Origin of the sequence: Streptomyces sp. NPDC026659, from assembly GCF_040638245.1 — a bacterium.
Classification (GTDB): domain Bacteria; phylum Actinomycetota; class Actinomycetes; order Streptomycetales; family Streptomycetaceae; genus Streptomyces.
Genome location: NZ_JBEZXY010000001.1, coordinates 345,300 through 369,822, shown reverse-complemented (window position 1 = coordinate 369,822; position 24,523 = coordinate 345,300). Strand labels below are relative to the sequence as shown.

Below are 24,523 nucleotides of genomic sequence, written 5' to 3'. Positions count from 1 at the left end.
GGGGCGGCCTCGGGTATGGGGCGGCCTCGGGTGTGGGACGCCCTCGGCCGGAATCGCCGGCCGGGGGCGCCCCGCGTCGTTGCCCGCCGCCGAAGGCCGGTCCGGGCCGAGTGCGGTGCCCGGACGCGCTCTCTCTACGCTTGGTGACGGACGCGGCAGTGGCCGCGAACGGAATCGACGGGGGAGAGCTGAATGGGTGCGGGCCGGCGCCGACTGGTGTTGACGACGGCCGTGGGCGGCATCGGACTGAGCCTGTACGCGGGCTTTCTGACCGTCGACGACGTGCGCGACCGTGCCGCGAGCGAGCGCGACATCGCCGCGGCCTGCGACCACCTGGTCTCGGGGGCGCGGGTGATGGAGCTGCGGGGCGGCATGGTCCGGGCGGAATCCGACGACTGGGACAAGTACCGGCTCGACGTACGGCATCTGCCCAGCGCCTGCACCATCTACAAGACGACGGACGGCTCGCACAAGTCCACCGACCTGTTCCGGCTGATCGTCAGGAGCAGCGACGGCTCCGAGACAGTGAACAGGGCCGGCCACGTACACGCCCCGTTCTCCACATTCGACGATCACCTCCGCCCGAAGGACGATCCCACCGCCGTCGCCGGAATCAACCCTGAGGAGTGGCCGCTGGGCGACGGCACGCTGGGCTCGTACACGAACTTCCGCACGGTGATCCGTGCCGAGTGCGGCCCCGGCAGTGACGACAAGGCCCCGGGACTGCTGAAGGTCACCGCCGTGGCCCTGTACCCGGAGGTCTCCGCCGGGGACCGACGGCGGCTGGCGGACATCGCCCACTCGGCCATGCGGCAGCTCACCCACCGGACCGGTTGCCGGACCCGTCTTGCGGCTCTGCCCGACCGGATGACCCCGGTCCCCTCCAGGCTGGCTCCGGCCGTCTCGGCCGGCGGCTCCTGCGGCTGGGCCGGACGGCTGGTCAAGGAAGAGGGAAACGACCGGCTGCCCGACCGCGCTCTGGCGATTCCGGCCCGCGACGCGAACCCGGTCGAAAGCTGCCTGCTGGCGGTCGGCCCCGACCGCGTCCGAGCCGTCGCCGACGGCCTGGACGGCGATCAGCGCGACTACGTCGAGGGCGCGCTCACGACCTCGCCCTGGTGGCTGCGCACGGTGTCCTACTTCGGTGCCGAGGCGGACTCCGTCAGCCTTGACACCCTCGACGGCGAGGTGAGGCTCAAGCCCGGAACGGCGGGCGGCGGTCAAGGCGACTGGTGGGCCTCCTCGGTCTGCAACGGCAAACCCGCCCTGCACACCCTCGCCACCGCCTCCCCCTACGACCGCGTCCTCGGCCCCAAGACGATCAGCTCGCTGTTCCGCGCCTACGTCGACGACATCACGGCTCGACGCGGCTGTACCCACGTCACATACCCCACCGCCAAGGACTTCGGCGAGGGGTGACCGGCACAGCGGCTGATGGCCTTCCGGCCTCCAACAGCCCGAACCGGCCGACCGCACCGCCACCGCCGCTACGGCCTTGTCCGGTGCCGTCTACCAACCGCGCCAGGCCCGCGCCGCCCGGCAATTCTGGAAGTACGAGCAAAGCCGTTAGTCACGCAGTCCGCTCCAATGGGGCGCTTCTGAGCGGAAGCGCAACCGCTCGGACGTGGAGGCCATCCACGGCGACCGTACCGACCCGGCGGACCTCGCTCGTCTTGCCGCGGCGGGCCCTTGGGACGCGGTGGTGGACACGTCCAGCTCCGAACTGCCGCCTCGTGACGCCCGCTTGGCCGCACACGCTCTGGCCGGTCAGGCCCGCCGGTGGGTGCACATCTCCACCGTGTCCGTGTACGCCGACTGGCCCCACCGCGCGCTCACCGAGACGTCCGCGCTGCTCGACTGCCCGTCTGATGCGGACGGGACGTTCGGCTACACCGGTGCCGACGGCTCGCCCACCAAGTACGGGTTCCAAAAGGCGGGCGGCGAGCGGGCCGTAGCCGAAGTGCTCGGCGAGCGGGCGGTGTTCGTGAGGCCCGGGGTGATTCTCGGTCCCGGCGAATACGTCGGTCGCCTCCCTTGGTGGCTCTCCCGCGCAGCGCGCGGCGGGCCGATCCTCGCCCCGGCTCCGGCCGACCGGCGGATTCAGCCGGTCGATGTCCGCGACGTGGCCGCCTTCGCCCTCGACCAGGCGGAGAGTACGGAGGCCGGCGCGGCCTTCAACGTCGCCCACCCCGAAGGGCTCACCTTCGCCGAGTTCCTCGACACCTGCCTGAGCGTGACTGGCGGCGCCGGACGACCCGTGTGGGCCTCCCCGGAGGACCTCACCGCTCACGAGTCAACCAGTGGACCGAACTGCCCCTGTGGCGCACACACACCGGGGTCTGGGCTGTCGACTCCGCCCGGGCCGTGGCCGCCGGACTGCGCTGCCGCCCCCTCCACGAGACCATCGCCGACACCTGGGCGTGGCTCCAGGCCGACGGCCCCCAGTTGGTGCTGCGCGGCCATCCGCGTGAAGTCCTCGATCCGGTCACCGAGTTCCCCACGAGGAACTGTCACGACACCCATGAAAAAAGGGAGTTGAGCCCCGGATCCCCCCTGCTATGGTGCGCCGATGCCACCGATCAGACAGGTCCAAGTCACCTTCGACTGCGCGGAACCCGAGCGTGTCGCCCGGTTCTGGTGTGAGGTGCTGGGGTACGTCGTGCCGCCTCCGCCGGAGGGGTTCGAGAGCTGGGAGGAGTTTGACCGGTCGTTGCCGCCCGAGCGGCAAGGGGCGGCGTTCGTCTGCATGGACCCCTCGGGGGTGGGACCGCGGATGTACTTCCAGCGGGTTCCCGAGGGGAAGGTCGTCAAGAACCGGGTGCACCTGGACGTACGGGTGGGCACCGGGCTCGTGGGGGAGGAGCGCCTCGCCGTGCTGGAGGCCGAGTGCGCGCGGCTGGTCGCGCTCGGGGCGCGGCGTGAGCGGCTGTTGCGGGCCGACGGCGTCAACGAGTCGTGCATCGTGATGCAGGACGTCGAGGGCAACGAGTTCTGCCTCGACTGAGCGGCCGGGCACAGCGCCCCTACGCGTCCCGCCGTAGATCCCGAACCTCACCCAGCACCCGGAACCCCGCCGAGCGGTACGTGGCGACGGCACCCGCGTTCGCGCTCGCCGTGCCGACCCGCGCGCTCGACGCGCCCAGTTCCCGCAGCGCGGCCGCCGCGGCGAGGGTGATGGCACGGCCGTAGCCGCGCCCGCGGTGGTGGCGGTGCACGCCCATCGGTTCCAGGAGCCCGGGCCTGCCCGGACCGGCCGACCACACCGTCACCGTCGCCACGGCGTTGTCCTGGTCGTCGTGGGCGACGAGACAGCGGGCGTCGGCGTACGTCGGTCCGGCCGCCATCGCGTGCCAGTGCTCGGCCGTGAAGGCCGATCCGTCGAACGCGGCCCGTTGTACGGCGGCGCGGACGCCGGCCTGTGACGGGCCGACCGTCTCGATCCGTACGCCGGGGGCGTCCACCGGCTCCGTGAGGTCGCGGCTCAGCGGTGTCCACGGCTCGTCGGGACACCAGCCGTCCTCGGAGAGCAGACCGTGGACCAGCGTGCCCGGGGACGCCTCGACGTACGCCCGCCCCGGCGGCAGTACACCCCGTTCCGGCGCGGCGATGTCGGTGAGCAGCCGCCGCGCCAGCTCCTCGTCCCGCCACGCGTCCGGCGCGACCGCCAGCCGCAGCAGCTCAGGGCCGTCCAGCAGCCCGACGGCGAGAGTCCGGCCGTCGCGGCTCCAGGTCCGTACCGCCGCGGCCGTGGCCTCCGGGCCGAACCGCCGGAACCAGCCCAGGTCCCCGGGGTGCAGCTGCGTCGGCGCCCCTTCGTACTGCCATCCCCGCAGCGCGCCCACGGCCTCGGTCACCCCGTCGACTCCCGGCTTGCCCAGCACGATCGCCATGCCGTCGATGACACACCACCGGGTGGGCGGTCCGCAGCCGGTTTCCTAGTCCTTGTCCTCCGGGGGCGGGGCGTTCTCCGCTGGCGGAGCACCCTCCGAGGACGGCGCGCCCTCCGGCACCGCCCCCGCCTCCGACAGCCACTGCCGCACCTCCCGCTTCAGGGACCGCTGGAACGTGGTCAGCAGCGCCTGCACCACCAGCGGCTGCATGTGCGCCGAGAGGGAGCGGACGTCCCGCGCGTCCCGCTCCGTCACCGCGCCGCGCAGCAGGTCGGAGAGTTCGCGGGCGGCGGCGCGGGAGTGGTCGAGGAGGGCGGTGCGGGCGGCGAGGATCACCTCTTGTGAGAGGGGGACGTCCAGGAGGCGTACGCCGAGACGGAGGAGCCCGGCGTCCACGCGCCAGCCGTCGCCGTCGGGGGCGAGGACGTCCATCGCGGCGAGGCGTCGTAGATCTTCGTCGTCCAGCGGGCGGCCGGCCCGGCGCTCCAGGTCCGTACGCGAGAGCGTCTCCACCGCCTCGGGCGCCCAGGAGGAGACCACCGCGCGGTGTACGGCGAGGTCCTGGTCGGAGAGGTCGGCCGGGAGCCGCTCCAGATACCGCTCGATCCCGGCGAGGGTGAGGCCCTGGAGCTGGAGTTCCTCGATCAGCGCGAGCCGGGCCAGGTGCGCGCGGCCGTAGCGGCCCACCCGGCGCGGGCCTATCACCGGGGGCGGGAGCAGACCCCGGGTGCCGTAGAAGCGGACCGTGCGCACGCTGACGCCGGAGCGCGCGGCCAGCTCGTCGATGGTGAGGGCGGGCTCCTCGGCCTCGGTCGTCATACGCGGCAGTCCTCGGTGGCCTCGATCGTCACGCGCGGCAGCCCCCGGTGGCCTCGGTCGTCATACGCGCCGTCCTCGGTCGTCATGCGCAGCAGTATCGCCACCGTCGTCATGCGCAGCAGTATCGCCGCCGTCGCCCTGCGCGGTGGCATCGCCGCCGTACCGGAGCTGTGAAAGCCGGGGAGGATGTGTGAGAAGTGCCGCTCTGTGACGTGGACCACCGCATTACGGGTGATCTCTCTGGGAAGCTGCTGCCTTGGTCTGAACCGCGACACACCGAGGCGGGGTGGGCCGAATTGTCAGGACCCCGGGCCTACGCGGTCCGGGCGCACCAGAGAGTGGAACGACCCGTGAGCAAGGAAGCCGTGGAATCGGCACCGGCCGCCGTACAGGCGGCCCAGGCGTCCCAGACGCCCGCGGACGCGGGCGACGCCGGATACAGCAAGGACCTCAAGCCCCGTCACGTCAACATGATCGCCATCGGCGGTGCCATCGGCACCGGCCTCTTCCTGGGCGCCGGTGGCCGTCTGCACAACGCGGGCCCCGCGCTCGCGATCGCCTACCTGGTCTGCGGCGTGTTCGCCTTCTTCGTCGTGCGGGCGCTCGGCGAGCTGGTCCTGTACCGCCCCTCCTCGGGCTCCTTCGTGTCGTACGCGCGCGAGTTCCTCGGGGAGAAGGGCGCCTACGTCGCCGGCTGGATGTACTTCCTGAACTGGTCGACCACCGGCATCGCGGACATCACCGCGATCGCGCTCTACACGCACTACTGGAGCATGTTCACGCCGATCCCGCAGTGGGTGCTGGCGCTGATCGCCCTCGCGGTGGTGCTCACCGTGAACCTGATCTCGGTGAAGATCTTCGGCGAGATGGAGTTCTGGTTCGCGATCATCAAGGTCGCGACGCTGGTCGCCTTCATGTTCGTCGGCATCTTCCTGCTGGCCACCCAGCACGACGTGGGCGGCCATCAGCCCGGCCTGAGCGTCGTCACCGACCACGGCGGCATCTTCCCGCACGGCATGATGCCCGTCGTCCTGGTCATGCAGGGCGTGATCTTCGCGTACGCCGCGCTCGAACTGGTCGGCGTCGCCGCCGGTGAGACCGAGAAGCCCGAGAAGGTCGTCCCGCGCGCGGTGAACTCGATCATGTGGCGCGTGGGCCTGTTCTACGTCGGCTCGGTCGTGCTGCTCGCCCTGCTGCTGCCCGGCTCGGTGTACTCCGCCGACCAGAGCCCGTTCGTGACCGTGCTGTCCAAGATCGGCGTTCCGGCGGCCGGTGACGTGATGAACCTGGTCGTGCTGACCGCCGCCATGTCCTCGCTGAACTCCGGTCTGTACTCCACCGGCCGCATCCTGCGCTCCATGGCGACCGCCGGTTCCGCGCCGAAGTTCACCGCCCGCATGAACCGCAGTCAGGTTCCCTACGGCGGCATCCTGCTGACCTGCGCGGTCTGCGTGCTCGGCGTCGGCCTGAACTACCTCGTGCCCAGCCAGGCCTTCGAGATCGTGCTGAACGTGGCCTCCCTCGGCATCATCAGCACGTGGGTGATCATCATGATCTGCCACATGATCTTCGTCCGCCGCGCCCGCGCGGGTCAGGTCACCCGGCCGCACTTCCAGCTGAAGTTCAGCCCGGTCACGGAGATCGCCACGATCGTCTTCCTGCTGGTCTGCCTCGGCATGATGTGGAACGACCCGGACGTGGGCCGCAAGACCCTGCTGCTCATCCCGGTCATCGCGGCGCTGCTGGTCGCGGGCTGGTACGGGGTACGGGGGCGGGTCGCCCGGAACGCGGCGGAGGAGCCGGCGGAACTGGCGAAGTAGCCGTCCTCAGGGCTGCCTGGGCCCCGTAGAAGCGCAGGTGGGCGGCGTTGTCAGTGGCCGCCGTTACGGTGGCGTCATGTCGGAGATCGTTTCGGAGATCCTCTCGGGGATCACCTACGTCCGGGGTGACGCCACCGAGCCGTGTGCGGGAGGCGCACGGGTGATCGCCCACGTCTGCAACGACGTCGGCGGCTGGGGGAGAGGCTTCGTCGCCGCCCTCTCCGGGCGCTGGCCGGAGCCCGAGGCGGACTACCGCGCCTGGTACCGCGACCGCGCGGGCAACGACTTCGGCCTGGGCGCGATCCGGCTCGTCCCCGTCGCCCCGGACCTGTGGGTGGCCAACATGATCGGCCAGCACGGCGTCAGAAGACCCGGCAGGACCGCCCCGGCCCCCGTCCGCTACGACGCGATCGACACCGCCCTCGACCGTCTCGCCGGCCAAGTGATCGAACTCGGTGCCTCCGTGCACATGCCTCGCATAGGCTGCGGCCTGGCGGGCGGGAGCTGGCCGCGCGTGGAGCCGCTGATCACCGAGCGGCTGGTGCGGCGGGGCGTCCCGGTGACGGTGTACGACCACGGGGAGGACGGTCCATGACCGTGCGGGACGGAATCGACGTACTGGTACTCGGCGGCGCCGGAGTGGACACCATCGTGCCCGTCCCCGAGCTGCCGCTGCCCTACGCCGACAGCTACATGATCGACTCCGGCATCCGCACCCGGGCCGGACAGACCGGCGACTTCGTCGCCCTGGGCCTCGCCGCCCTCGGCCTGCGCGTCCACCACCTCGACCTCCTCGGCGACGACCCCGAGGGCGACCTCGTCCGCACCCTGCACACCGAACGCGGCATCGCCCTGACGGCGCTCCCGCAACCCGCCGGGACGAAACGCGCGGTCAACCTGGTGGGCCCCGACGGCCGCCGCCTCTCCCTCTACGACACGAGCCGTGCCCACCCCGACGACCGCTTCCCAGCAGAGGTGCTGCGCCCCCTCGCCTCGGCCGCCCGGCACGTCCACGTGACGATCACCCACCCCTGCGCCGAAGCCCTGCCCCTCCTTCTGGAGACCGGCGTCCCCCTCTCCACCGACCTCCACGACTGGGACGGCGAAAACCCCTACCACGAGCCCTTCGCCCTCGCCGCCGACCTCGTCTTTCTCTCGGCCACAGCCCTGTCCGACCCCGAGTCCACGATGCGCCACATCGTGAAACACGGCCGCGCCCGGACGGTCGTCGTCACGGCGGGCGCCGAGGGCGCGTACCTCCTGTCGGACGGCGAGCCGACCCACATACCCACCGCCGTCCCACCCGCCCCGGTCACGGACTCCAACGGCGCGGGGGACGCCTTCGCGGCGGCCTTCCTCTACGGCCACCTGAACGGCGAGCCGCCGGAGCGGTGCGCTCGGTACGGTGCGGTCGCGGGGGCGTACGCGTGCACGGTGCAGGCGGACCGGGTGGACGCGATCGGCCGGGACGAGTTGGTGGCTGCCGTCCCGGCGGGCTGAGCGGCGCGGGTGGCGGCGTGATCGGGCCGGTCGGCGCGCGCGGGCGAGCGGCCCGTCCCGGCCGACCACGTGAACGCGATCGGCCGGGACGGCACGGACTGCTCGCCGGGCACGCCGTCCGGCGCGGGACTCAGGGCCCGTGCACCTCGTTCGTCGCCTCGATCTTCTTCCACGACTTCGGCTGCGCGACCTCTCCGCCGGCGCTCCGCGCGAGCGACACCGCCCCCGTCGCAGGCGCCGCGGGCTTCGACGGCTCGAAGAGCCATGTGTCGAAGAGAGAAGACAGCGGCTTGCCCGAGACCTCCTCCGCGTAGCGCTGGAAGTCGGCGACCGAGGCGTTGCCGTAGGCGTGGGACTTGGGCCAGCCCTTGAGGACGGCGAAGAAGGCGTCGTCGCCGACGGCGTGGCGGAGGGCCTCGATGGCGAGGGCGCCGCGGTCGTAGACGGCGAGGTCGAACTGGCCGTCCGGGCCCGGGTCGCCGGGCTTCACCGTCCAGAACGGGTCGTCCGCCGGGTGGGAGGCGTAGACGTAGTCGGCGAGTTCGCGGGTGGTGCCCTCGCCCTCGTGCTCGGACCAGAGCCACTGGGCGTAGCGGGCGAAGCCCTCGTTGATCCAGATGTCCTTCCAGCCCTTGAGGGAGACGTCGTCGCCGTACCACTGGTGGGCCAGTTCGTGGACGACGACCGAGGTGTTGGAACCGGCCGCGAACTGCTTCGGGCTGTAGTAGACGCGGGTCTGGGTCTCCAGCGCGTAACCGGTGGTGGTGTTGGGGACGTAGCCGCCCGCCGACGAGAAGGGGTATGGGCCGAAGTAGCCGCTCAGCCAGTCCACCAGCTCGCCGGTGCGCTCCACGCTGGCGCGGGCGGCGCCGTCGTTGTCGCCGAGGTCCTTGCTGTACGCGTTGATCACCGGCACCCCGCCCTCGGAGGTGGAGGTGGTGATGTCGAAGCGGCCGAGGGCCAGAGTGGCCAGATACGTCGCCTGGGGCTTGTCCTGGCGCCAGTTGTAGCGGGTCCAGCCCAGCTTCGAACTGGTCGACGTCAGCGCGCCGTTGGAGATGGCCTGGGTGCCGTCCGGCACGGCCACCGAGACGTCGTAGGTGGCCTTGTCGCTCGGGTGGTCGTTGCTCGGGAACCACCACCAGGCGGCCTCGGGCTCGTCGGCCGCGATCGCGCCGTCGGGGGTGCGGTGCCAGGTGGTGAAGCCGTACGCGCTCTTCGTGGAGGGCACGCCGCTGTAGCGGACCACGACGGTGACCTGCGTCCCCTTCGGCAGCGGGGTCTTCGGCGTGACGACCAGCTCGTGCTCGCCGGAGGAGGCGAAGGCGGCCTTCACACCGTTGACCCGCACCTCGCTCACGTCGAGCAGGAAGTCCAGGTCGAAGCTGGACAGGTCCTGGGTGGTCTTCGCGAGGATGGTCGCGGTGCCCTCCAGCTCGTCCGTCTTCGGCTGGTACTGGAGGCGGAGGTCGTAGTGCGCGACGTCGTAGCCGCCGTTGCCGTAGGACGGGTAGTAGGGGTCACCGATGCCCGGCGCGCCCGGTGTGAAGGTCGCGGCCGACGCCGGGACCGCCAGCAGGAGGGAGGCCGCGGCCAGCGCGCCCGGCGCGATGATTCTGCGGTGCACGTCAGCTCCAAGTCGTCGGTAGCAAAAGTCTGTTCGGAGCCTATTGAGTCCCCGTGGCCACGCGGGTGTCCACGGCCGCTCCTGTCACACGATCGCCATTCGGCCGACATGCCACGGCCTGTGCCCCGGCCCGTGCCCCGGCTCTCCCCCGAACCGGCACGCCACCCTCACCTGAATGGACACGCCCCGCCTCGAAGCGCCCCCTTCTGCACGGCAGTTGACCGGAGTACCGTCCGCCCATGCCGATTCGCACGCTGTGGAGAACGCTCGCGATCCTGGCCGTCGCAGCCCTGACGGCCGTCTTCCTCGTACCGGCCGCCGCCCAGGCGGCACCCCGGGAGAGCAGGCCCGTCTACTCGTACGCGCACGCCGTCCGCGAGTCGGTGTGGGTGGACACCGGTCTGGACGGGGACGGCGACGGCCGCACCGACCGCGTCGCCGCCGACATCGTCCGCCCCTCCGAAGCCGCCCGCGCGGGCCGCAAGGTGCCCGTCATCATGGACGCCAGCCCCTACTACTCCTGCTGCGGACGAGGCAACGAGAGCCAGCTGAAGACGTACGACGCGCAGGGTCACGTCGTCCAGATGCCGCTCTTCTACGACAACTACTTCGTGCCGCGCGGCTACGCCTTCGTCGGCGTCGACCTTGCCGGGACCAACCGCAGCGACGGCTGCGTGGACGTCGGCGGCCGCTCCGACATCCGTTCCGCCAAGGCCGTCGTCGACTGGCTCGGCGGCCGGGCCCGCGCCTACACCAGCCGCACCGGCGGCACACCGGTCAAGGCGAGCTGGACGACCGGCGCGACCGGCATGATCGGCAAGAGCTGGGACGCCACCATCGCCAACGGCGTCGCCGCCACGGGCGTGAAGAACCTCAAGACCATCGTGCCGATCAGCGGCATCTCCTCCTGGTACGACTACTACTTCGCCCAGGGCGCCCAGCTCTACGACGGCGGCCCCGACGAGCTGGCCGGATACGTCGACAGCGCCTCCGCCCAGGCCCACTGCGCGGCCGTGCAGAAGAAGCTCGCGGACGGCAGCCCCGCCAGCGGCGACTGGACCGGGCTGTGGACCGAGCGGGACTACGTCAAGGACGCGGCCAAGGTCCGCGCCAGCGTCTTTTTGGTGCACGGGATGCAGGACCTCAACGTCCGCACCAAGCACTTCGGCCAGTGGTGGGACGCGCTGGCGCAGCACGGCGTCGAGCGCAAGATCTGGCTCTCCCAGACCGGTCACGTCGACCCCTTCGACTACCGGCGCGGCGCCTGGGTCGACACCCTGCACCGCTGGTTCGACCACGAACTCCTCGGCTACGACAACGGCATCGACCGTGAGCCCATGGCCGACATCGAGCGCCACCCGGACCAGTGGGTCACCTCCGCCGTCTGGCCGCCGCGCGACACCCGGACCACCACCCTGTACCCGGGACGCGGCGCCACCCCCGGCGTCGGCACCCTGGGCCTCGGCAGGGCCACCGGCACCGAGACGTTCACCGACGACCCGAGCCGGAGCGAGACCGACTGGGCGGCTGACCTCACGAAGTCCACGCCCGACAAGGCCGCCTTCGTCACCCCGGCACTCACCGGCCCGCTGCGGATCTCCGGCTCCTCCAGGGTCACCGTGACCGCCACCCCGAGCACCGCCTCGGCCCACCTGTCCGCCGTGCTGGTCGACCTCGGCCCGGACACCATCCGCGACTACGCCGACAGCGCCGAGGGCATCACCACCCTCGCCGACCGCACCTGCTGGGGCGAGAGCACGGCAGGGGACAGCGCCTGCTTCAAGGCGACGGCGGCCAAGACCGTGCACGTCGACGCCACCGTCGTCAGCCGTGGCTGGGCCGATCTCGGCCACCACGCCTCGCTCGCCAAGGGCGTCCCGCTCACCCCGGGCCGCGCCTACACCATGACCCTCGACCTGGCCGCCACCGACCACGTCGTCCCGGCGGGACACCGGCTGGCCCTGATCGTCGCGGGCACCGACAAGGACCTCATCGAACCGCCGTCCACCCGCCCCACCCTCACCCTCGACCTCTCCCGCACCAGGGCTCAACTCCCGCTGGAGGGCGGCCCCAAGGCCCTCGCCCGGGCCACCACCGGAGCGCCCGTCGCACGCACCCTCACCGTCGTCGGCACCCCGGAGTGCGCGACCGGTCACGGCGACAGGTGCACCTCGTCGCCCCGCCGGACCGTGCCCGGTTCCAGTACGTCCAGGTAGACACCGACACAGGACAGACGGCCCAAGTCGAAGACCGGAACGCGGTGTTCGCGGGCCACGGTACGCATGATGCCCGGGTCGGCCGGAAGGCCGGCCTGGGCCAGCGTGGGCACCACACAGCGGGGCGTCGCCACGACGACCCGGAACAGGGCCTCACCGACGCGGAGTTGGCCGCCGAGCCAGGTGTCCTCGGGGAAGCCCGAGGCATCGGGGGTGTCGACGACCAGGTTCGGCCGGAAGCGGCGCGCGTCGAAGTCCCCGCCCGGGTACGCCGAACGCAGCCGCTCCAGGGACGCCGTAGTGACCAGATGGACCCTGCCGTAGTCGAAGAACGTCCCCGGCGCGACCCGCCCGGAGGTGACGGCCGCACCGGTGGCGTCCGTACGGGCCGTGTCCCGCAGTACGTCGGGCAGCCCGCCCTCGTACGCGGGCACCGCGCGCTCCAGCGCACCACCGCCCCGGTCCGGATCGTCCGACACGAAGACCTCGCGGCCCAGCAGCTTGGACAGCCGGGCGTTCAACTCCGGGTCGCCCGGCGAGAGTTCCGTACCGTCCGGCAGCTCGACCGTCACCGTGTCGGCCAGGGTCGCCCGACAGGACAGCAACTGGCCCCACTTGCGCGGATGTTTGGCGGAACCGACCGCCCCCGTCTCGTCGAGCACAGCCGCCATCCGGTCCCCGTGCAGCCCGCGTGCGGTGACCGCGACGCTGGTCAGGGATTCGCCGAGCATGGACTTCACCGGGTAGCGGCGCAACGCCGTCACAGTCGCCATGACCGGGATCATCACCGACAGGCGGTGGCGAGGTCGAGACTGCGGGACACGGCGGCGGGGATGTCGGTGACCGGGAACAGGGCGTGGCGGAAGGTCCGTTCGGCGTCGATGACCAGGATGATCCGCTTGATGCGCAGGTCCTGCCCGGCGCGGAAGGTCGGCAGCCGTAGGGCGGCGGTCAGCTGGAGCCGGTCGTCGGACAGGAGGGGGAAGGGCAGTTCCTCGGCGTGGGCGAACGCGGCCTGTTCCGCCGGGGTTTGCGTGCTCATCCCGTGCAGGGCGACACCGGCCTTCTCGAACTCGGGCCAGGCCGCGCGAAATTGGCGGTTCTCCAGTGTGCAGCCCGCGCTGCCGGGGACGGTCGAGGGCGCCGGGTCGACGGGGAGTCCGGGTATGCCGGTGGCCGGGTAGGCGAACAGGACGGTCGCGCGGGCGGTGGGGGAGACCGGGTCGTGCGCGGCGCCGTCCGTGCCCGGCAGGCGCACCCCCGCGGGGACGCGCTCACCGACGAGGGCCGCGACCCGCCGTGCCTCCGCGCCGTCGTCGGGCGCCTGCCCGGTGAGCGTGCCGTCGCCGAGGAGCCAGCGGTCCGCCCAGTCCTGGAGCGACACCAGGACGGGCAGCAGTCCGCGGCCCTGCTCGGTCAGGACGTACTCGTGGCGCGGCGGGCGGTCCTGGTAGCGGCGGCGCTCCAGCACTCCGTGGTCGGTCAGCGCGCGCAGTCGTTCCGCGAGGACCTTGCGGGAGACGCCCAGCTCCTCCGCGAGCCGGTCGAAGCGCACATGGCCGCGCGCGATCTCCCGCAGCACCAGCAGGCTCCACCAGTCGCCCACCACCGCGGCCGCCTGTGCGATGCCGCAGGCGTCGTCCGCCTCGCGCCGTGGCCTCATCGTCGTGGCCTCATCGTCGTGGTCCCATCGTCGTGACTCCCCAGGAACGCGCCGCCGGAAGCCGTTGACAGGCCGCCGTGCGCCCATAGTAGGTTCCCTTTCGGAACCTGGTCGGTATCGAAAGGGAACCCACCGTGTCGCAGCAACTCTGGAACGCCGTGGACGACTACTTCAACGGCCTGCTGGTCGAGGAGGACGCCCCGCTGCGGGGCGCGGCGGAGGAGAGCGAGGCGGCCGGACTTCCGCCCCACCAAGTGGCCCCGAACCAGGGAAAGCTGCTGCATCTGCTGGCCCGTATCCAGGGCGCCCGCTCGATCCTGGAGATCGGCACCCTCGGCGGCTACAGCACCATCTGGCTCGCCCGCGCCCTGCCAGAGGGCGGCCGGCTGATCACCCTGGAGGCCGACCCGCACCACGCCGAGGTCGCCGCCACCAACATCGCCCGCGCCGAGGTCGGCCACCTGGTCGACCTGCGCGTCGGCAAGGCCGTCGATACCCTGCCGGTGCTCGCGGACGAGGGCGTGGGCCCCTTCGACCTGGTCTTCATCGACGCGGACAAGCCGTCCAACCCCGAGTATCTGCGCTGGGCGCTGCGACTCACCCGGCCCGGCAGCGTCATCATCGGGGACAATGTCGTACGGGAGGGCGCGGTGACCGACCCGGCGAGCGCCGACCCCCGCGTCCAGGGAGTCCGCGACTTCACCGAACTCATCGCGGAGCACCCGCAGTTGACCGCCACCACGCTCCAGACCGTCGGGGCCAAGGGGTACGACGGGTTCACGCTCGCGCTCGTCACCGAGTAACCGACTTACCCAGAAAACGAGTTACCCGCTACCGAGCAGCCCGAGGCGCACATGGCCACCGTCACCCACCTGACGTACTACCCCGTCAAGGGCTGCGCCGGAGTCCCGGTGGCGGAAGCCCAATTGGCGCCCGCCGGACTCGCGCACGACCGCAGCTTCATGGTCGTCAGCGAGGAGGGCGTCTTCCGCACCCAGCGGCGAGACCCCCAACTGGCTGGGATTCAACCCGAGATCGACCCCGCCGGCGATCAACTCGCCCTCCACGCACCCGGCCACGGCACCGTGCGCATCCCCGTGAACGCGTCCGGTCCCGCCCGCCCCGTCGACCTGTTCGGCACCGCCTACCGGGGCATCGACCAGGGCGACACGGTGGCCGGCTGGCTGTCCCAGATGCTCGGCGCGCCCAGCAGACTGGTCCGCGTACCGCCCGACCACGACCGGGTGACCGACGGCCGGACGCCGGGCACCTCCGGCTACGCCGACAGCTGCGCCCTGCACATCGTCTCCCGCGCCACCCTGGACGAACTGAACCGGAGACTGGCGGAACACGGCGCCGCCCCGCTGCCGATGAGCCGCTTCCGCCCCAACATCGTCATCGACGGCTGGGCCGCACCCCACACCGAGGACCGCGCCCAGCTCCTGACCCTCGGCGCGGCCGAACTCGGGTACGCCAAGCTCGCCATCCGCTGCGCCGTCACCATGGTCGACCAGGAGACCGGCGCGAGATCGGGCCCCGAACCACTGCGCACCCTCGCCGGATATCGCCGTGCGGCGGAGGGCGGAGTCGCGTTCGGCACGAAGTTCGCCGTGCTGCGTCCGGGCAAGGTGTCCGTGGGGGACGAGGTGGTCGTCGGCCGGTGGGGCGAGTCGGAGCTGTAGGCGGAGACCGGGCCGACGAGGCCGTCCAGCGTCGTACGAACACGTACGCCCTCGCTCGCGCGTACGGCCGTTGCCCTGTGCGGACCAAGGGAATTCCGGCCACCGTCCGACGGCCGTCCCACGACTGCGCTCCCGACGGGCTCCCGATCGCGGTGGCGCCGGGATACTCGCAGCATGTCTGCCGCTTACGCGACCTTCGGCCTGGTACCGGCGTTCCGCGCGGGCGGCGTGCTGCCCGACGGCGGCTATCAGATCCACCGCGACTTCACGGACTTCGTCGTGGACGGGCAATCGCTGCTGTTCCGGTTCCCCGACCTGGACGCGGTGACCCCGCTCGCCTCCGACGTACCGCCCGAGGTGCTCGCCGCGCAGGTGCGAGGGCTGCTCCTCGAGGGCGAACCCCCGCTCCCCGGGGGGCGGTTCGTCGTGTACGGGTGTGCCGAGTGCGCGGATCTGGCCTGCGGGGCGCTGACCGCCGTCGTGGAGCGCGACGGCGGCGATGTCGTCTGGCGCGACTTCGCCTGGCAGGACGGCGAGCGCGCCGAGCCGGTGCGCGACGGGTACGGCGGCACCGGACCGTTCCGCTTCCGGGGCCCCGCCTACCGGGCCGCCCTCACCGCCCTGCTCGACCGCCCCGACGCGGCACCCGCACCCCGCCCCCACGTCCTGGTGATCGGCCCTCGCGCCGGGGTCCCCGCCCGGTTGGCCGCCGCCCTGCGCGGCACCGGCGTCGGCGCCGACGTCACCCCGGAGGTGGACGACGTACCCGCGGCGGAACTGCGCCGCTACGACGCCGTGCTGTACGCCCCCGGTGTCCCCGAGGTCCAACGGGCCGCCGTCCACGCGGCGTTCGCGCGGTCCGGTGTCTCCGCCGCCCATGTGGACGCCCTCGCGCCGATCGTCCCCCTCCTCGTCGCCCAGACCGAGCAGGCACTCGACCGCGACCCGCTCCGCCCCCGCCGGATCACCACCCTGACCGCCGACCGCCACACCGCCGTACTCGACGTGGCCACCCCCTGCCGGGTCCGCCTCCTCGCCTACCGCCGCGACCGCCTCCACCGCGTCCACGTCCGCGAACTCCTCGACGAGGTCCTCCCCCCGGGCAGCCACCACCTCCCCCTGGACCCGAGAGCGGTGCGCGGCAACGCGTACGTGGTGGCCCGTACGACGGGGACGGTCCTGACGGCGCCGGTCGCTCCCTGACGCCTGGCCGCGCCCCACCCGGCCGGACATTAAAATCGACCCCCTGATGACTGCCACCCTCGTCGCCAAAGACCTCGCCGCCGGGCATGCCGACCGCTCCCTCTTCTCCGGGCTCGACCTCGTCGTCGCGCCCGGGGACGTGATCGGGCTGGTCGGAGCCAATGGCGCGGGCAAGTCCACGCTGCTCAGGCTCCTCGCCGGGCTCACCCCGCCCGAGGACGGTGAGCTGCGGCTGTCGCCGCCCACCGCCGCCGTCGGGTATCTGCCGCAGGAGCCCGAGCGCAGGCCGGGGGAGAGCGTGCGGGAGTTCCTGGGCCGTCGTACCGGCGTCGCCGAGGCACAGCGGATCATGGACGAGGCCACGCAGGCGCTCGTGGACGGCGCGCCCGGCGCCGACGACGCCTACGCCACCAGCCTGGACCGCTGGCTGCACCTCGGCGGCGCCGACCTGGACGAGCGGGCCGAGGAGGTCGCGGGATCGCTCGGCCTCGCCGTCGACCTCGACCGGCCGATGACCTCCCTCTCCGGCGGCCAGGCGGCCCGCGCCGGACTCGCCTCGCTGCTGCTCTCCCGCTACGACGTCTTCCTGCTGGACGAGCCCACCAACGACCTCGACCTCGACGGCCTGGAGCGCCTGGAGCGCTTCGTCACCGGTCTGCGCGCGGGCACCGTCGTCGTCAGCCACGACCGCGAGTTCCTCACCCGCACGGTCACCAAGGTCCTCGAACTCGACCTCGCCCAGCGGCAGATCAACCTCTACGGCGGCGGCTACGCGGGCTACCTGGAGGAGCGCGAGGTCGCCCGCAGGCACGCCCGCGAGGACTTCGAGGAGTACGCCGACAAGCGCGCCGCCCTCCAGGACCGTGCCCAGACGCAGCGCTCCTGGATGGACAAGGGCGTCAAGAACGCCCGGCGCAAGGCGGGCAACGACAACGACAAGATCGGCCGCAAGTTCCGCAGCGAGGCCAGCGAGAAGCAGGCCGCCAAGGCGCGTCAGACACAGCGGATGATCGAGCGCCTTGAGGTCGTCGAGGAGCCCCGCAAGGAGTGGGAGCTGCGCATGGAGATCGCCTCCGCGCCCCGCTCGGGCGCGGTCGTCGCCACGCTCCGGGACGCCGAGGTACGGCGCGACGGCTTCACCTTCGGCCCGGTCACGCTCCAGATCGACTGGGCCGACCGCATCGCGGTCACCGGCGCCAACGGCGCGGGCAAGTCCACCCTGCTCGGCGCCCTCCTCGGCCGCGTCCCGCTGGACGCCGGACACGCCGCGCTCGGCTCCGGCGTCCTGGTCGGTGAGGTGGACCAGGCACGCGGCCTCTTCCACGGCCCCGAGACCCTGCTCGACGCGTTCCAGGCGGCCGTGCCCGACACCGAGCCGGCCGAGGTCCGTACGCTGCTCGCCAAGTTCGGGCTGAAGGCCGACCATGTGCTGCGCCCCGCCGCGACCCTCTCCCCGGGCGAGCGCACCCGCGCCGCCCTCGCCCTCCTCCAGGGCCGGGGCGTCAACCTGCTCGTCCTCGACGAGCCGACCAACCACCTCGACCTGCCCGCCATCGAGCAGCTGGAGTCTGCCCTCGACGCCTACGACGGCACGCTCCTCCTGGTCACCCACGACCGCCGGATGCTCGACGCGGTCCAGGTGAACCGGCACCTGGAGGTCGCCGACGGCAAGGTCACCGAGCGCTAGACAGGTCGTACGGCCCCCACCGGGTCACGGTGCCGGGTGGGGTGTGCACCCGCCCGGCACCGAAGACGGTTCAGCCCCGCCCGTCGCCCGGGTTCAGCAGACCCGCGCGTCGCAGCGCGTCCGCCATGGCGCTGTTGGCGGGCGCGGGCGCCTGACGGCCACCCCGGTCACCACCGCGCCCCTGCCCCTGCCGATCGCCCTGCCTCTGCCGACCGCCCTGGCCCTGACGGCCGCCCTGGTTCTGGCCCTGGCGGCCGCCCTGGCCCCGTCGCTGCTGCGGCGGCCGGGAGCCGCCGTCCCGCCGGTCGTCGCCGTCCTGCCCCTGCGCCGCCGCCTCGTCGTCAAGCCGCAGCGTCAGTGCGATCCGCTTGCGCGGGATGTCCACGTCCAGGACCTTCACCTTGACGATGTCACCCGGCTTGGCCACGTCACGCGGGTCCTTGACGAAGGTCTTCGACATCGCGGACACGTGCACCAGACCGTCCTGGTGGACGCCGATGTCCACGAACGCGCCGAAGGCGGCCACGTTCGTCACCACGCCCTCCAGCACCATCCCGGCGGACAGGTCGGAGATCTTCTCCACGCCCTCCTTGAAGGTGGCCGTCTTGAAGGCCGGACGCGGGTCGCGGCCCGGCTTCTCCAGCTCCTTGAGGATGTCCGTGACAGTCGGCAGCCCGAAGGTGTCGTCCACGAAGTCGGCCGGACGCAGCGAGCGCAGCACCCCGGTGTTGCCGACCAGCGAGGCGACCTCCTGGCCCGTGGTCTTCACCATCCGCCGCACCACCGGGTACGCCTCCGGGTGCACGCTGGAGGAGTCCAGCGGGTCGTCGCCGCCCCGGATGCGCAGGAAGCCCGCGCACTGCTCGTACGCCTTCGGGCCGAGCCGGGAGACCTTCTTCAGCTGGGCGCGGGAGGTGAAGGGGCCGTTGGCGTCGCGGTGCGCCACGATGTTCTCCGCGAGGGTGGCGGAGACGCCGGACACCCGCGAAAGCAGCGGCACGGACGCGGTGTTGACGTCCACGCCCACGCCGTTCACACAGTCCTCCACCACCGCGTCCAGCGAACGCGACAGCTTCACCTCGGACAGGTCGTGCTGGTACTGCCCGACGCCGATCGACTTCGGGTCGATCTTCACCAGTTCGGCCAGCGGGTCCTGGAGACGGCGCGCGATGGAGACCGCGCCGCGCAGCGACACGTCCATGCCGGGCAGCTCGCGGGAGGCGTACTCCGACGCCGAGTACACCGACGCGCCCGCCTCCGACACCATCACCTTGGTGAGGTTCAACTCCGGGTGCTTGGCGATGAGTTCGGTCGCCAGCTTGTCGGTCTCGCGGGACGCGGTGCCGTTGCCGATCGCGACCAGGTCGACCGAGTGCTCCTTGGCCAGGCGCGCCAGCTTGGCGATCGCCTCGTCCCACTTGTTGGCCGGGACGTGCGGGTAGATCACGTCGGTGGCGACGGCCTTGCCGGTCGCGTCGACCACGGCCACCTTCACGCCCGTACGGAAACCGGGGTCCAGGCCCAGCGTGGAGCGGGTGCCGGCCGGGGCGGCGAGCAGCAGGTCGCGCAGGTTGGCGGCGAACACGTTCACCGCCTCGTCCTCGGCGGCCGTGCGCAGCCGCAGCCGCAGGTCGATGCCGAGGTGCACCAGGACCCGGGTGCGCCAGGCCCAACGGACCGTGTCGCCCAGCCACTTGTCGCCCGGGCGGCCCCGGTCCGCGATGTTGAACCGGGTCGCGATGAAGCCCTCGTACGTCGACGGACCCTCGGTCGGCTCCTCCGGCTCCAGGACGAGGTCGAGCACCTCCTCCTTCTCGCCGCGCAGCATCGCGAGGACGCGGTGCGAGGGCAGTGCGGTGAACGGCTCGGTGAAGTCGAAGTAGTCGGCGAACTTGGCGCCCGCCTCCTCCTTGCCCTCGCGCACCTTGGCCGCGAGACGCCCGCGCGTCCACATCCGCTCGCGCAGCTCACCGATCAGGTCGGCGTCCTCCGAGAACCGCTCGGTCAGGATCGCCCGCGCGCCGTCCAGCGCGGCCTGCGCGTCCGCGACACCCTTGTCCGCGTCCACGAACGCGGCCGCGGCGGCCGCCGGGTCGACCGACGGGTCGGTCAGCAGCCCCTCGGCCAGCGGTTCGAGACCCGCCTCGCGCGCGATCTGCGCCTTGGTGCGTCGCTTCGGCTTGTACGGCAGATAGATGTCCTCCAGGCGCGCCTTGGTCTCGGCGCCCCGGATGCCGGCCTCCAGCTCCTCGGTGAGCTTGCCCTGCTCGCGCACCGAGTCCAGGATCGCGGCCCGCCGGTCCTCCAGCTCCCGCAGATAGCGCAGCCGCTCCTCGATCGTGCGCAGCTGCGCGTCGTCGAGCATCTCGGTCGCTTCCTTGCGGTAGCGGGCGATGAAGGGCACCGTCGAACCGCCGTCCAGCAGCTCCACCGCGGCCTTCACCTGCCGCTCCCGTACGCCGAGTTCCCCGGCGATCCTGCCTTCGATGGACGCTGTGAGGGGTGTCGTCACGATCCCGTACCGCCTTCTCCACTGAGGTTGCGCGGCAATTGTGGCAGGTGACACCGACATCCGGACGGCAGGGCGCTCCGGCGGCCCGTCGGCGCCACCGGCGGCCGCCGGTCAGGCGCGGCTGCCGCCCGAGGCGCCCCCGAACAGCCGGGCGAGCGCTCGGAACGGCAGCGTGACGACGGTCGCGACGGCTCCGCCGATCCGGCCCAGTACGTCGGCGATGGCACGGAACACGATCGGCTCTCCCTTCTCAGGGGTCTCACGGGCTTCCGGACAAGGCGTCCGGACCGCTCGGGGTACCCCGTAGGCCGCTTTCGGGTACCCCGTCGGCCGCCGCCCAAGCCCCGCGCCCCGGTCACTCCGGCGCGGGCACGCTCCAGGTGAACCGGGCCGTCCGCCGCTCCAGGAACGCGGTGACGCCCTCGGCGGTGTCGGCCGAGGCGCGGGCCTGCTCCGCCCAGTGGGCGTCGCGGTCGGTGCGGCCGTCCGCGAACTCCTTCGCCGCCGCCTGGGTGAGCCGGGAGCGGGACACCAGCACCCCGGTCAGCCCGTCCACCCGCTTGTCCAGCTCCCCGGCGGGCAGCACCTCGTCCACCAGACCGGTGCGCAGGGCCCGCTCGGTGTCGATCAACTCGCCCGAGAACAACAGGTACTTGGCGGTCGCCGAACCTACCAGTGACACCAGGCGCCGGGTGGAGGAGGCGGGGTAGACGATGCCGAGCCGCGCCGGGGTCACCCCGAACAGCGTCCCCTCCTCCGCGAGCCGCAGATCGCAGGCGGCCGCGAGCTGGGCTCCGCCGCCCACGCAGTGCCCCCGGACAGCGGCGAGCGTCGGCTTCGGGAACGCGGCGAGGGCCTCCTCCGCCGCCACCGCGAGCCCCTGCGCCTCCTGGGCGCCCTCCCGGAGCGAGGAGATGTCGGCGCCCGCGCAGAAGGTCCCGCCCTCGCCGGTCAGCACCAGCGCCCGTACGTCCGGGTCGGCGGCGAGCCGGTCGAGGAGCGGGGGCAGCGCCCGCCACATCGCGGCGGTCATGGCGTTGCGCTTGGCCGGGTTGCGGATGACGACGGTGGCGACGTGGCCGGTGACCCGGTACGACAGCTGCGGCTCCATGCGGCGGATCGTATCGGCCGGGCCGGTGCCGCCCGTAAGTCCCGGTGGCGTTGCCCGAATCGACACCGGGACCAAACCCGTACAACCCGAAGAGTTCGGGAACCGGCGTCCGGGGAACAGGAACAGTCGTCCGGACGACCAGGTCATACGAGAACGGTCGGAAACGTTCGATACCCGCTGACTTCTGTTCAGTCATCCGGTGCGGAGCCGATCATTACCAACACTCAAGGTGTGGTGACAATCGAGCGCGAGGGTGGCGACCGGACGATGGACAACCACGGGCGCGGGAGCGTGCCGCGCCCAGCGGAGGAGGGCGCCCGGCCGGCGCCCGGAACACTGCCTTACGAAGGGGTCTGGAGGTTCACCGCGGCCACCGTGGACGCCTCGGTCCCGCAGGCCCGGCACGCGGTGCGCGATCTGCTGCTGCGCCAGGGCGTTCCCGTCGCCGACGACGTGGCGCACGGACTGCTGCTGATCGTCTCCGAGCTGGTCACGAACGCGGTCAAGCACGCGGCGCTGCTGTCGCCGATGCTCGCCGTGGAGGTGGCCGTCGGCGCGGAATGGGTGCGGGTGTCGGTGGAGGACAACCACCCCTACCGCCCGACCGCCCTGGAGGCGGACCACGGTCAGACCGGCGGGCGCGGTCTGCTGCTCGTGCGCGAGGTGGCGCGGGAGGCGGGGGGTGCGGTCGACGTCGAGCACACGGCGAGCGGCGGCAAGGTGATCTGGGCGGCCCTGCCGCTCAAGCCCGCGCTCCAGCGGTGAGACCGCCCCCGGCTCCCCGGAGCCGTCCGGGTGCTACCAGCCCGCCGAGGGGCCGGTCAGTTCCCTGATCGCGGGCCGGGCCGCGTCCAGGACGGTCAGGAACCAGGCCGAGAACGGCTCGCGGGCGTGCCGCTCCGCGAGTTCGGCGGCGGAGACGAAGGCGGTCTCCTCGACCTCCTCCGCGTCCGGGGCCACGGTCTCCTGGACCAGGCCGACGAAGAGGTGGTTGAACTCCTGCTCCACCAGACCCGAGGCCGGGTCCGGGTGGTTGTAGCGCACGGTGCCCGCCTCGGCCAGCAGCGACGGGGAGACACCCAGCTCCTCGTACGTCCGCCGGGCCGCCGCCGCGAAGGGGGCCTCGCCCGGGTAAGGGTGGCCGCAGCAGGTGTTGGACCAGACACCGGGGGAGTGGTACTTGCCGAGCGCCCGCTGCTGGAGCAGCAACCGGCCCCGCTCGTCGAAGAGGAACACCGAGAACGCCCGGTGCAGCTGCCCCGGCGGCTGATGCGCGGCGAGTTTCTCCGCGGTGCCGATCGTCACGCCCTTCTCGTCGACGAGTTCCAGCAGAATCGGCTGTGTGGTGCCGCTCGACGAGCTGTGCGTCTCGGTGGCAGGTGTGATCGGCATACCCATCCTTCGCCTCGGTCTTGGCACCCCAAGTCTGCCGTACGAATCCGGCACTCCCGGCACTTCCCGGCACGTCCGCATGTCCCGTGCCAGGTGTGGCGGAAGCGGGGCCCGGAAGCACATCGTGCCCGGCGCCCGTCGCGGGGAACCTCGCGAAGCCCTCGCACACGGGTGCGCACCGTCAACGTACGCCACCGGGACCGGCGGCAGGGCACGGCCCCTGGGGGCCCGCGGTGAGTGGCAGAGCGGACCATCGTTGCTTGCCGTCAGTGGCAGAGCGGACCTCGTTGCCCGCCGTCAGTGGCAGAACGGACCTCGTTGCCCGCCGTCAGTGGCAGAGCCGGGCCTCGTGCTCGGCGTGGCCGCCGGGCTCCAGCTGGAAGGTGCAGTGCTCCACGTCGAAGTGGTCGCCGAGGCAGCCCTGGAGTTCGTGCAGCATTTTCTCGTGGCCGATGGCGTTCAGCACCTCCGTGCTGACCACGACGTGCGCGGAGAGCACCGGCAGGCCCGAGGTGATGGTCCAGGCGTGCAGATCGTGCACGTCCTCGACGCCGTCCAGCTCCAGGATGTGCGTGCGTACCTCGGCCATGTCCACGTTCTTCGGGGCCGCTTCCAGCAGGACGTCCAGCGTCTCGCGCAGCAGCTTGACCGTCCTCGGCACGATCATCAGACCGATCACCAGCGAGGCGATCGGGTCGGCGGCCTGCCAGCCGGTGGCCAGGATGACCGCCGCCGAGATGATCACCGCGACCGAGCCGAGCGCGTCGGCGGCGACCTCCAGGAAGGCGCCGCGCACATTGAGACTGTCCTTCTGCCCGCCCATGAGCAGCAGGAGGGACACGGAGTTCGCGAACAGACCGATCGCACCGAAGACGATCATCAGCCCGCCCTCGGTCTCCGCGGGCCTGAAGAACCGCTCCACCGCCTCGAAGAGGACGTAACCGCCGACCCCGAGCAGCAGCAGACAGTTGGCGAGGGCCGCCAGGATCTCGGCACGGGCGTAACCGAAGGTGCGGTTCGCGCTCGGCGGCCGGGCCGCGAAGTGGATGGCGAGCAGCGCCATGATCAGCCCCACCGCGTCGGTCGCCATGTGGGCCGCGTCCGCGATCAGAGCGAGCGAGTCCGCCAGCAGGCCGCCGACGATCTCCACCACCATGATCGTGAGCGTGATCCCCAACGCCGCCCGCAGCCGCCCCCGATAGGCGGCCGCGGCCGTCCCCGTGGGCGCGTGACTGTGCCCATGACCGTGGTCGTGCCCTGCCCCCATGCCGAAGACCGCCCTTCCGTCTGCCCACCGGCTCACAGTGAACAACGCCTGACACCCCCTGGGCAACGCGGCACTGAACACCGTTGTCATATGCTCTGACCTGCGGAAACGATCCGCAGGTCAGAGCGGTGCGG

21 protein-coding genes and 1 pseudogene are annotated in these 24,523 nt (G+C 72.1%); 12 read left to right on the top strand and 10 right to left on the bottom strand.

Annotated elements, in window-relative coordinates:
- Positions 1–192: 192 nt before the first annotated feature.
- From AB0E91_RS01765 to AB0E91_RS01755, 3 genes and pseudogenes are all read left to right on the top strand, one after another.
- Entirely contained in the window at positions 193–1,419 is a 1,227-nt protein-coding gene (locus AB0E91_RS01765) for a hypothetical protein (RefSeq protein ID WP_361773564.1), read from the top strand.
- Positions 1,420–1,624: 205 nt separating this feature from the next.
- Positions 1,625–2,430: pseudogene (locus AB0E91_RS01760) on the top strand (NAD-dependent epimerase/dehydratase family protein); the annotation flags it as partial.
- Positions 2,431–2,569: 139 nt separating this feature from the next.
- The gene (locus AB0E91_RS01755; protein WP_361773561.1) at positions 2,570–3,004 is read left to right on the top strand and encodes a VOC family protein; all 435 of its coding nucleotides are present in this window, start codon (positions 2,570–2,572) and stop codon (positions 3,002–3,004) included.
- Positions 3,005–3,023: 19 nt separating this feature from the next.
- Here the strand turns inward: AB0E91_RS01755 and AB0E91_RS01750 are convergent, their stop codons facing one another.
- Both AB0E91_RS01750 and AB0E91_RS01745 read right to left on the bottom strand, forming a co-directional pair.
- Positions 3,024–3,890 (bottom strand): GNAT family N-acetyltransferase, encoded by an 867-nt coding sequence (locus tag AB0E91_RS01750; RefSeq protein ID WP_361773559.1) that lies wholly within the window; start codon positions 3,888–3,890, stop codon positions 3,024–3,026.
- Positions 3,891–3,935: 45 nt separating this feature from the next.
- On the bottom strand, positions 3,936–4,709 hold the full coding sequence (locus tag AB0E91_RS01745; RefSeq protein WP_361773556.1) for a MerR family transcriptional regulator: 774 nt from the start codon (positions 4,707–4,709) through the stop codon (positions 3,936–3,938).
- Positions 4,710–5,059: 350 nt separating this feature from the next.
- Between AB0E91_RS01745 and AB0E91_RS01740 the strand changes: the two genes are divergently transcribed.
- The 3 genes from AB0E91_RS01740 (at position 5,060) to AB0E91_RS01730 (ending at position 8,029) form a co-directional block, all read left to right on the top strand.
- On the top strand, positions 5,060–6,529 hold the full coding sequence (locus AB0E91_RS01740) for an amino acid permease (protein ID WP_361773553.1): 1,470 nt from the start codon (positions 5,060–5,062) through the stop codon (positions 6,527–6,529).
- Between the two features lie 76 nt (positions 6,530–6,605).
- Positions 6,606–7,124: a macro domain-containing protein gene (locus AB0E91_RS01735; protein WP_361773550.1), complete on the top strand. Its 519-nt coding sequence runs from the start codon at positions 6,606–6,608 to the stop codon at positions 7,122–7,124.
- The gene (locus AB0E91_RS01730; protein ID WP_361773547.1) at positions 7,121–8,029 is read left to right on the top strand and encodes an adenosine kinase; all 909 of its coding nucleotides are present in this window, start codon (positions 7,121–7,123) and stop codon (positions 8,027–8,029) included. Before AB0E91_RS01735 ends, AB0E91_RS01730 begins: the two co-directional genes overlap by 4 nt.
- A 130-nt stretch (positions 8,030–8,159) precedes the next feature.
- Here AB0E91_RS01730 and AB0E91_RS01725 read toward each other — a convergent pair whose 3' ends face one another.
- The gene (locus AB0E91_RS01725; protein WP_361773544.1) at positions 8,160–9,656 is read right to left on the bottom strand and encodes a M1 family metallopeptidase; all 1,497 of its coding nucleotides are present in this window, start codon (positions 9,654–9,656) and stop codon (positions 8,160–8,162) included.
- A gap of 239 nt (positions 9,657–9,895) precedes the next feature.
- Between AB0E91_RS01725 and AB0E91_RS01720 the strand changes: the two genes are divergently transcribed.
- Entirely contained in the window at positions 9,896–11,872 is a 1,977-nt protein-coding gene (locus tag AB0E91_RS01720) for a Xaa-Pro dipeptidyl-peptidase (RefSeq protein ID WP_361773541.1), read from the top strand.
- On the opposite strand, the gene AB0E91_RS01715 is transcribed toward AB0E91_RS01720, so the two are convergent.
- Together AB0E91_RS01715 and AB0E91_RS01710 are read right to left on the bottom strand one after the other, a co-directional pair.
- The gene (locus tag AB0E91_RS01715; protein WP_361773538.1) at positions 11,809–12,645 is read right to left on the bottom strand and encodes an MOSC domain-containing protein; all 837 of its coding nucleotides are present in this window, start codon (positions 12,643–12,645) and stop codon (positions 11,809–11,811) included. The genes AB0E91_RS01720 and AB0E91_RS01715 overlap by 64 nt on opposite strands.
- An 11-nt stretch (positions 12,646–12,656) precedes the next feature.
- On the bottom strand, positions 12,657–13,535 hold the full coding sequence (locus AB0E91_RS01710) for a winged helix-turn-helix transcriptional regulator (RefSeq protein WP_361773535.1): 879 nt from the start codon (positions 13,533–13,535) through the stop codon (positions 12,657–12,659).
- Positions 13,536–13,669: 134 nt separating this feature from the next.
- On the opposite strand from AB0E91_RS01710, the gene AB0E91_RS01705 reads away from it, so the two are divergent.
- The 4 genes from AB0E91_RS01705 (at position 13,670) to AB0E91_RS01690 (ending at position 18,107) form a co-directional block, all read left to right on the top strand.
- Positions 13,670–14,338 carry an O-methyltransferase gene (locus tag AB0E91_RS01705; protein WP_361773532.1) on the top strand — a complete coding sequence of 223 codons (669 nt, stop codon included), beginning with the start codon at positions 13,670–13,672 and terminating at the stop codon, positions 14,336–14,338.
- 51 nt (positions 14,339–14,389) lie between these two features.
- Positions 14,390–15,217 (top strand): MOSC N-terminal beta barrel domain-containing protein, encoded by an 828-nt coding sequence (locus AB0E91_RS01700; protein WP_361773529.1) that lies wholly within the window; start codon positions 14,390–14,392, stop codon positions 15,215–15,217.
- A gap of 174 nt (positions 15,218–15,391) precedes the next feature.
- Positions 15,392–16,420, top strand: coding sequence for an oxidoreductase (locus tag AB0E91_RS01695; protein WP_361773527.1), 1,029 nt, complete (start codon positions 15,392–15,394; stop codon positions 16,418–16,420).
- Between the two features lie 46 nt (positions 16,421–16,466).
- Positions 16,467–18,107: an ABC-F family ATP-binding cassette domain-containing protein gene (locus AB0E91_RS01690; RefSeq protein WP_361773524.1), complete on the top strand. Its 1,641-nt coding sequence runs from the start codon at positions 16,467–16,469 to the stop codon at positions 18,105–18,107.
- A 70-nt stretch (positions 18,108–18,177) separates the two neighbouring features.
- On the opposite strand, the gene AB0E91_RS01685 is transcribed toward AB0E91_RS01690, so the two are convergent.
- The 3 genes from AB0E91_RS01685 to AB0E91_RS01675 form a co-directional block, all read right to left on the bottom strand.
- Positions 18,178–20,619: a Tex family protein gene (locus tag AB0E91_RS01685; RefSeq protein WP_361773522.1), complete on the bottom strand. Its 2,442-nt coding sequence runs from the start codon at positions 20,617–20,619 to the stop codon at positions 18,178–18,180.
- A gap of 111 nt (positions 20,620–20,730) precedes the next feature.
- The gene (locus AB0E91_RS01680; protein ID WP_361773519.1) at positions 20,731–20,853 is read right to left on the bottom strand and encodes an LPFR motif small protein; all 123 of its coding nucleotides are present in this window, start codon (positions 20,851–20,853) and stop codon (positions 20,731–20,733) included.
- 121 nt (positions 20,854–20,974) lie between these two features.
- Positions 20,975–21,730, bottom strand: coding sequence for an enoyl-CoA hydratase/isomerase family protein (locus tag AB0E91_RS01675; RefSeq protein WP_361773516.1), 756 nt, complete (start codon positions 21,728–21,730; stop codon positions 20,975–20,977).
- Positions 21,731–21,997: 267 nt separating this feature from the next.
- Between AB0E91_RS01675 and AB0E91_RS01670 the strand changes: the two genes are divergently transcribed.
- On the top strand, positions 21,998–22,495 hold the full coding sequence (locus tag AB0E91_RS01670) for an ATP-binding protein (RefSeq protein ID WP_161181774.1): 498 nt from the start codon (positions 21,998–22,000) through the stop codon (positions 22,493–22,495).
- A gap of 33 nt (positions 22,496–22,528) precedes the next feature.
- Here AB0E91_RS01670 and idi read toward each other — a convergent pair whose 3' ends face one another.
- Together idi and AB0E91_RS01660 are read right to left on the bottom strand one after the other, a co-directional pair.
- Complete coding sequence (idi, locus tag AB0E91_RS01665; RefSeq protein ID WP_161181770.1) at positions 22,529–23,122, bottom strand: isopentenyl-diphosphate Delta-isomerase; 594 nt, start codon at positions 23,120–23,122, stop codon at positions 22,529–22,531.
- Between the two features lie 328 nt (positions 23,123–23,450).
- Entirely contained in the window at positions 23,451–24,389 is a 939-nt protein-coding gene (locus AB0E91_RS01660) for a cation diffusion facilitator family transporter (RefSeq protein WP_361773513.1), read from the bottom strand.
- Between the last annotated feature and the right edge of the window lie 134 nt (positions 24,390–24,523).

Excerpts from the sequence above, each read along its gene's own strand:
- AB0E91_RS01695 (WP_361773527.1), top strand. The coding sequence starts at position 15,392 with ATGTCTGCCGCTTACGCGACCTTCGGCCTGGTACCGGCGTTCCGCGCG.
- AB0E91_RS01710 (WP_361773535.1), bottom strand. The coding sequence starts at position 13,535 with ATGAGGCCACGGCGCGAGGCGGACGACGCCTGCGGCATCGCACAGGCG.
- AB0E91_RS01700 (WP_361773529.1), top strand. The coding sequence starts at position 14,390 with ATGGCCACCGTCACCCACCTGACGTACTACCCCGTCAAGGGCTGCGCC.
- AB0E91_RS01675 (WP_361773516.1), bottom strand. The coding sequence starts at position 21,730 with ATGGAGCCGCAGCTGTCGTACCGGGTCACCGGCCACGTCGCCACCGTC.
- AB0E91_RS01755 (WP_361773561.1), top strand. The coding sequence starts at position 2,570 with ATGCCACCGATCAGACAGGTCCAAGTCACCTTCGACTGCGCGGAACCC.
- AB0E91_RS01670 (WP_161181774.1), top strand. The coding sequence starts at position 21,998 with ATGGACAACCACGGGCGCGGGAGCGTGCCGCGCCCAGCGGAGGAGGGC.
- AB0E91_RS01750 (WP_361773559.1), bottom strand. The coding sequence starts at position 3,890 with ATGGCGATCGTGCTGGGCAAGCCGGGAGTCGACGGGGTGACCGAGGCC.
- idi (WP_161181770.1), bottom strand. The coding sequence starts at position 23,122 with ATGCCGATCACACCTGCCACCGAGACGCACAGCTCGTCGAGCGGCACC.
- AB0E91_RS01720 (WP_361773541.1), top strand. The coding sequence starts at position 9,896 with ATGCCGATTCGCACGCTGTGGAGAACGCTCGCGATCCTGGCCGTCGCA.
- AB0E91_RS01715 (WP_361773538.1), bottom strand. The coding sequence starts at position 12,645 with ATGGCGACTGTGACGGCGTTGCGCCGCTACCCGGTGAAGTCCATGCTC.
- AB0E91_RS01765 (WP_361773564.1), top strand. The coding sequence starts at position 193 with ATGGGTGCGGGCCGGCGCCGACTGGTGTTGACGACGGCCGTGGGCGGC.
- AB0E91_RS01730 (WP_361773547.1), top strand. The coding sequence starts at position 7,121 with ATGACCGTGCGGGACGGAATCGACGTACTGGTACTCGGCGGCGCCGGA.
- AB0E91_RS01690 (WP_361773524.1), top strand. The coding sequence starts at position 16,467 with ATGACTGCCACCCTCGTCGCCAAAGACCTCGCCGCCGGGCATGCCGAC.
- AB0E91_RS01735 (WP_361773550.1), top strand. The coding sequence starts at position 6,606 with ATGTCGGAGATCGTTTCGGAGATCCTCTCGGGGATCACCTACGTCCGG.
- AB0E91_RS01745 (WP_361773556.1), bottom strand. The coding sequence starts at position 4,709 with ATGACGACCGAGGCCGAGGAGCCCGCCCTCACCATCGACGAGCTGGCC.
- AB0E91_RS01660 (WP_361773513.1), bottom strand. The coding sequence starts at position 24,389 with ATGGGGGCAGGGCACGACCACGGTCATGGGCACAGTCACGCGCCCACG.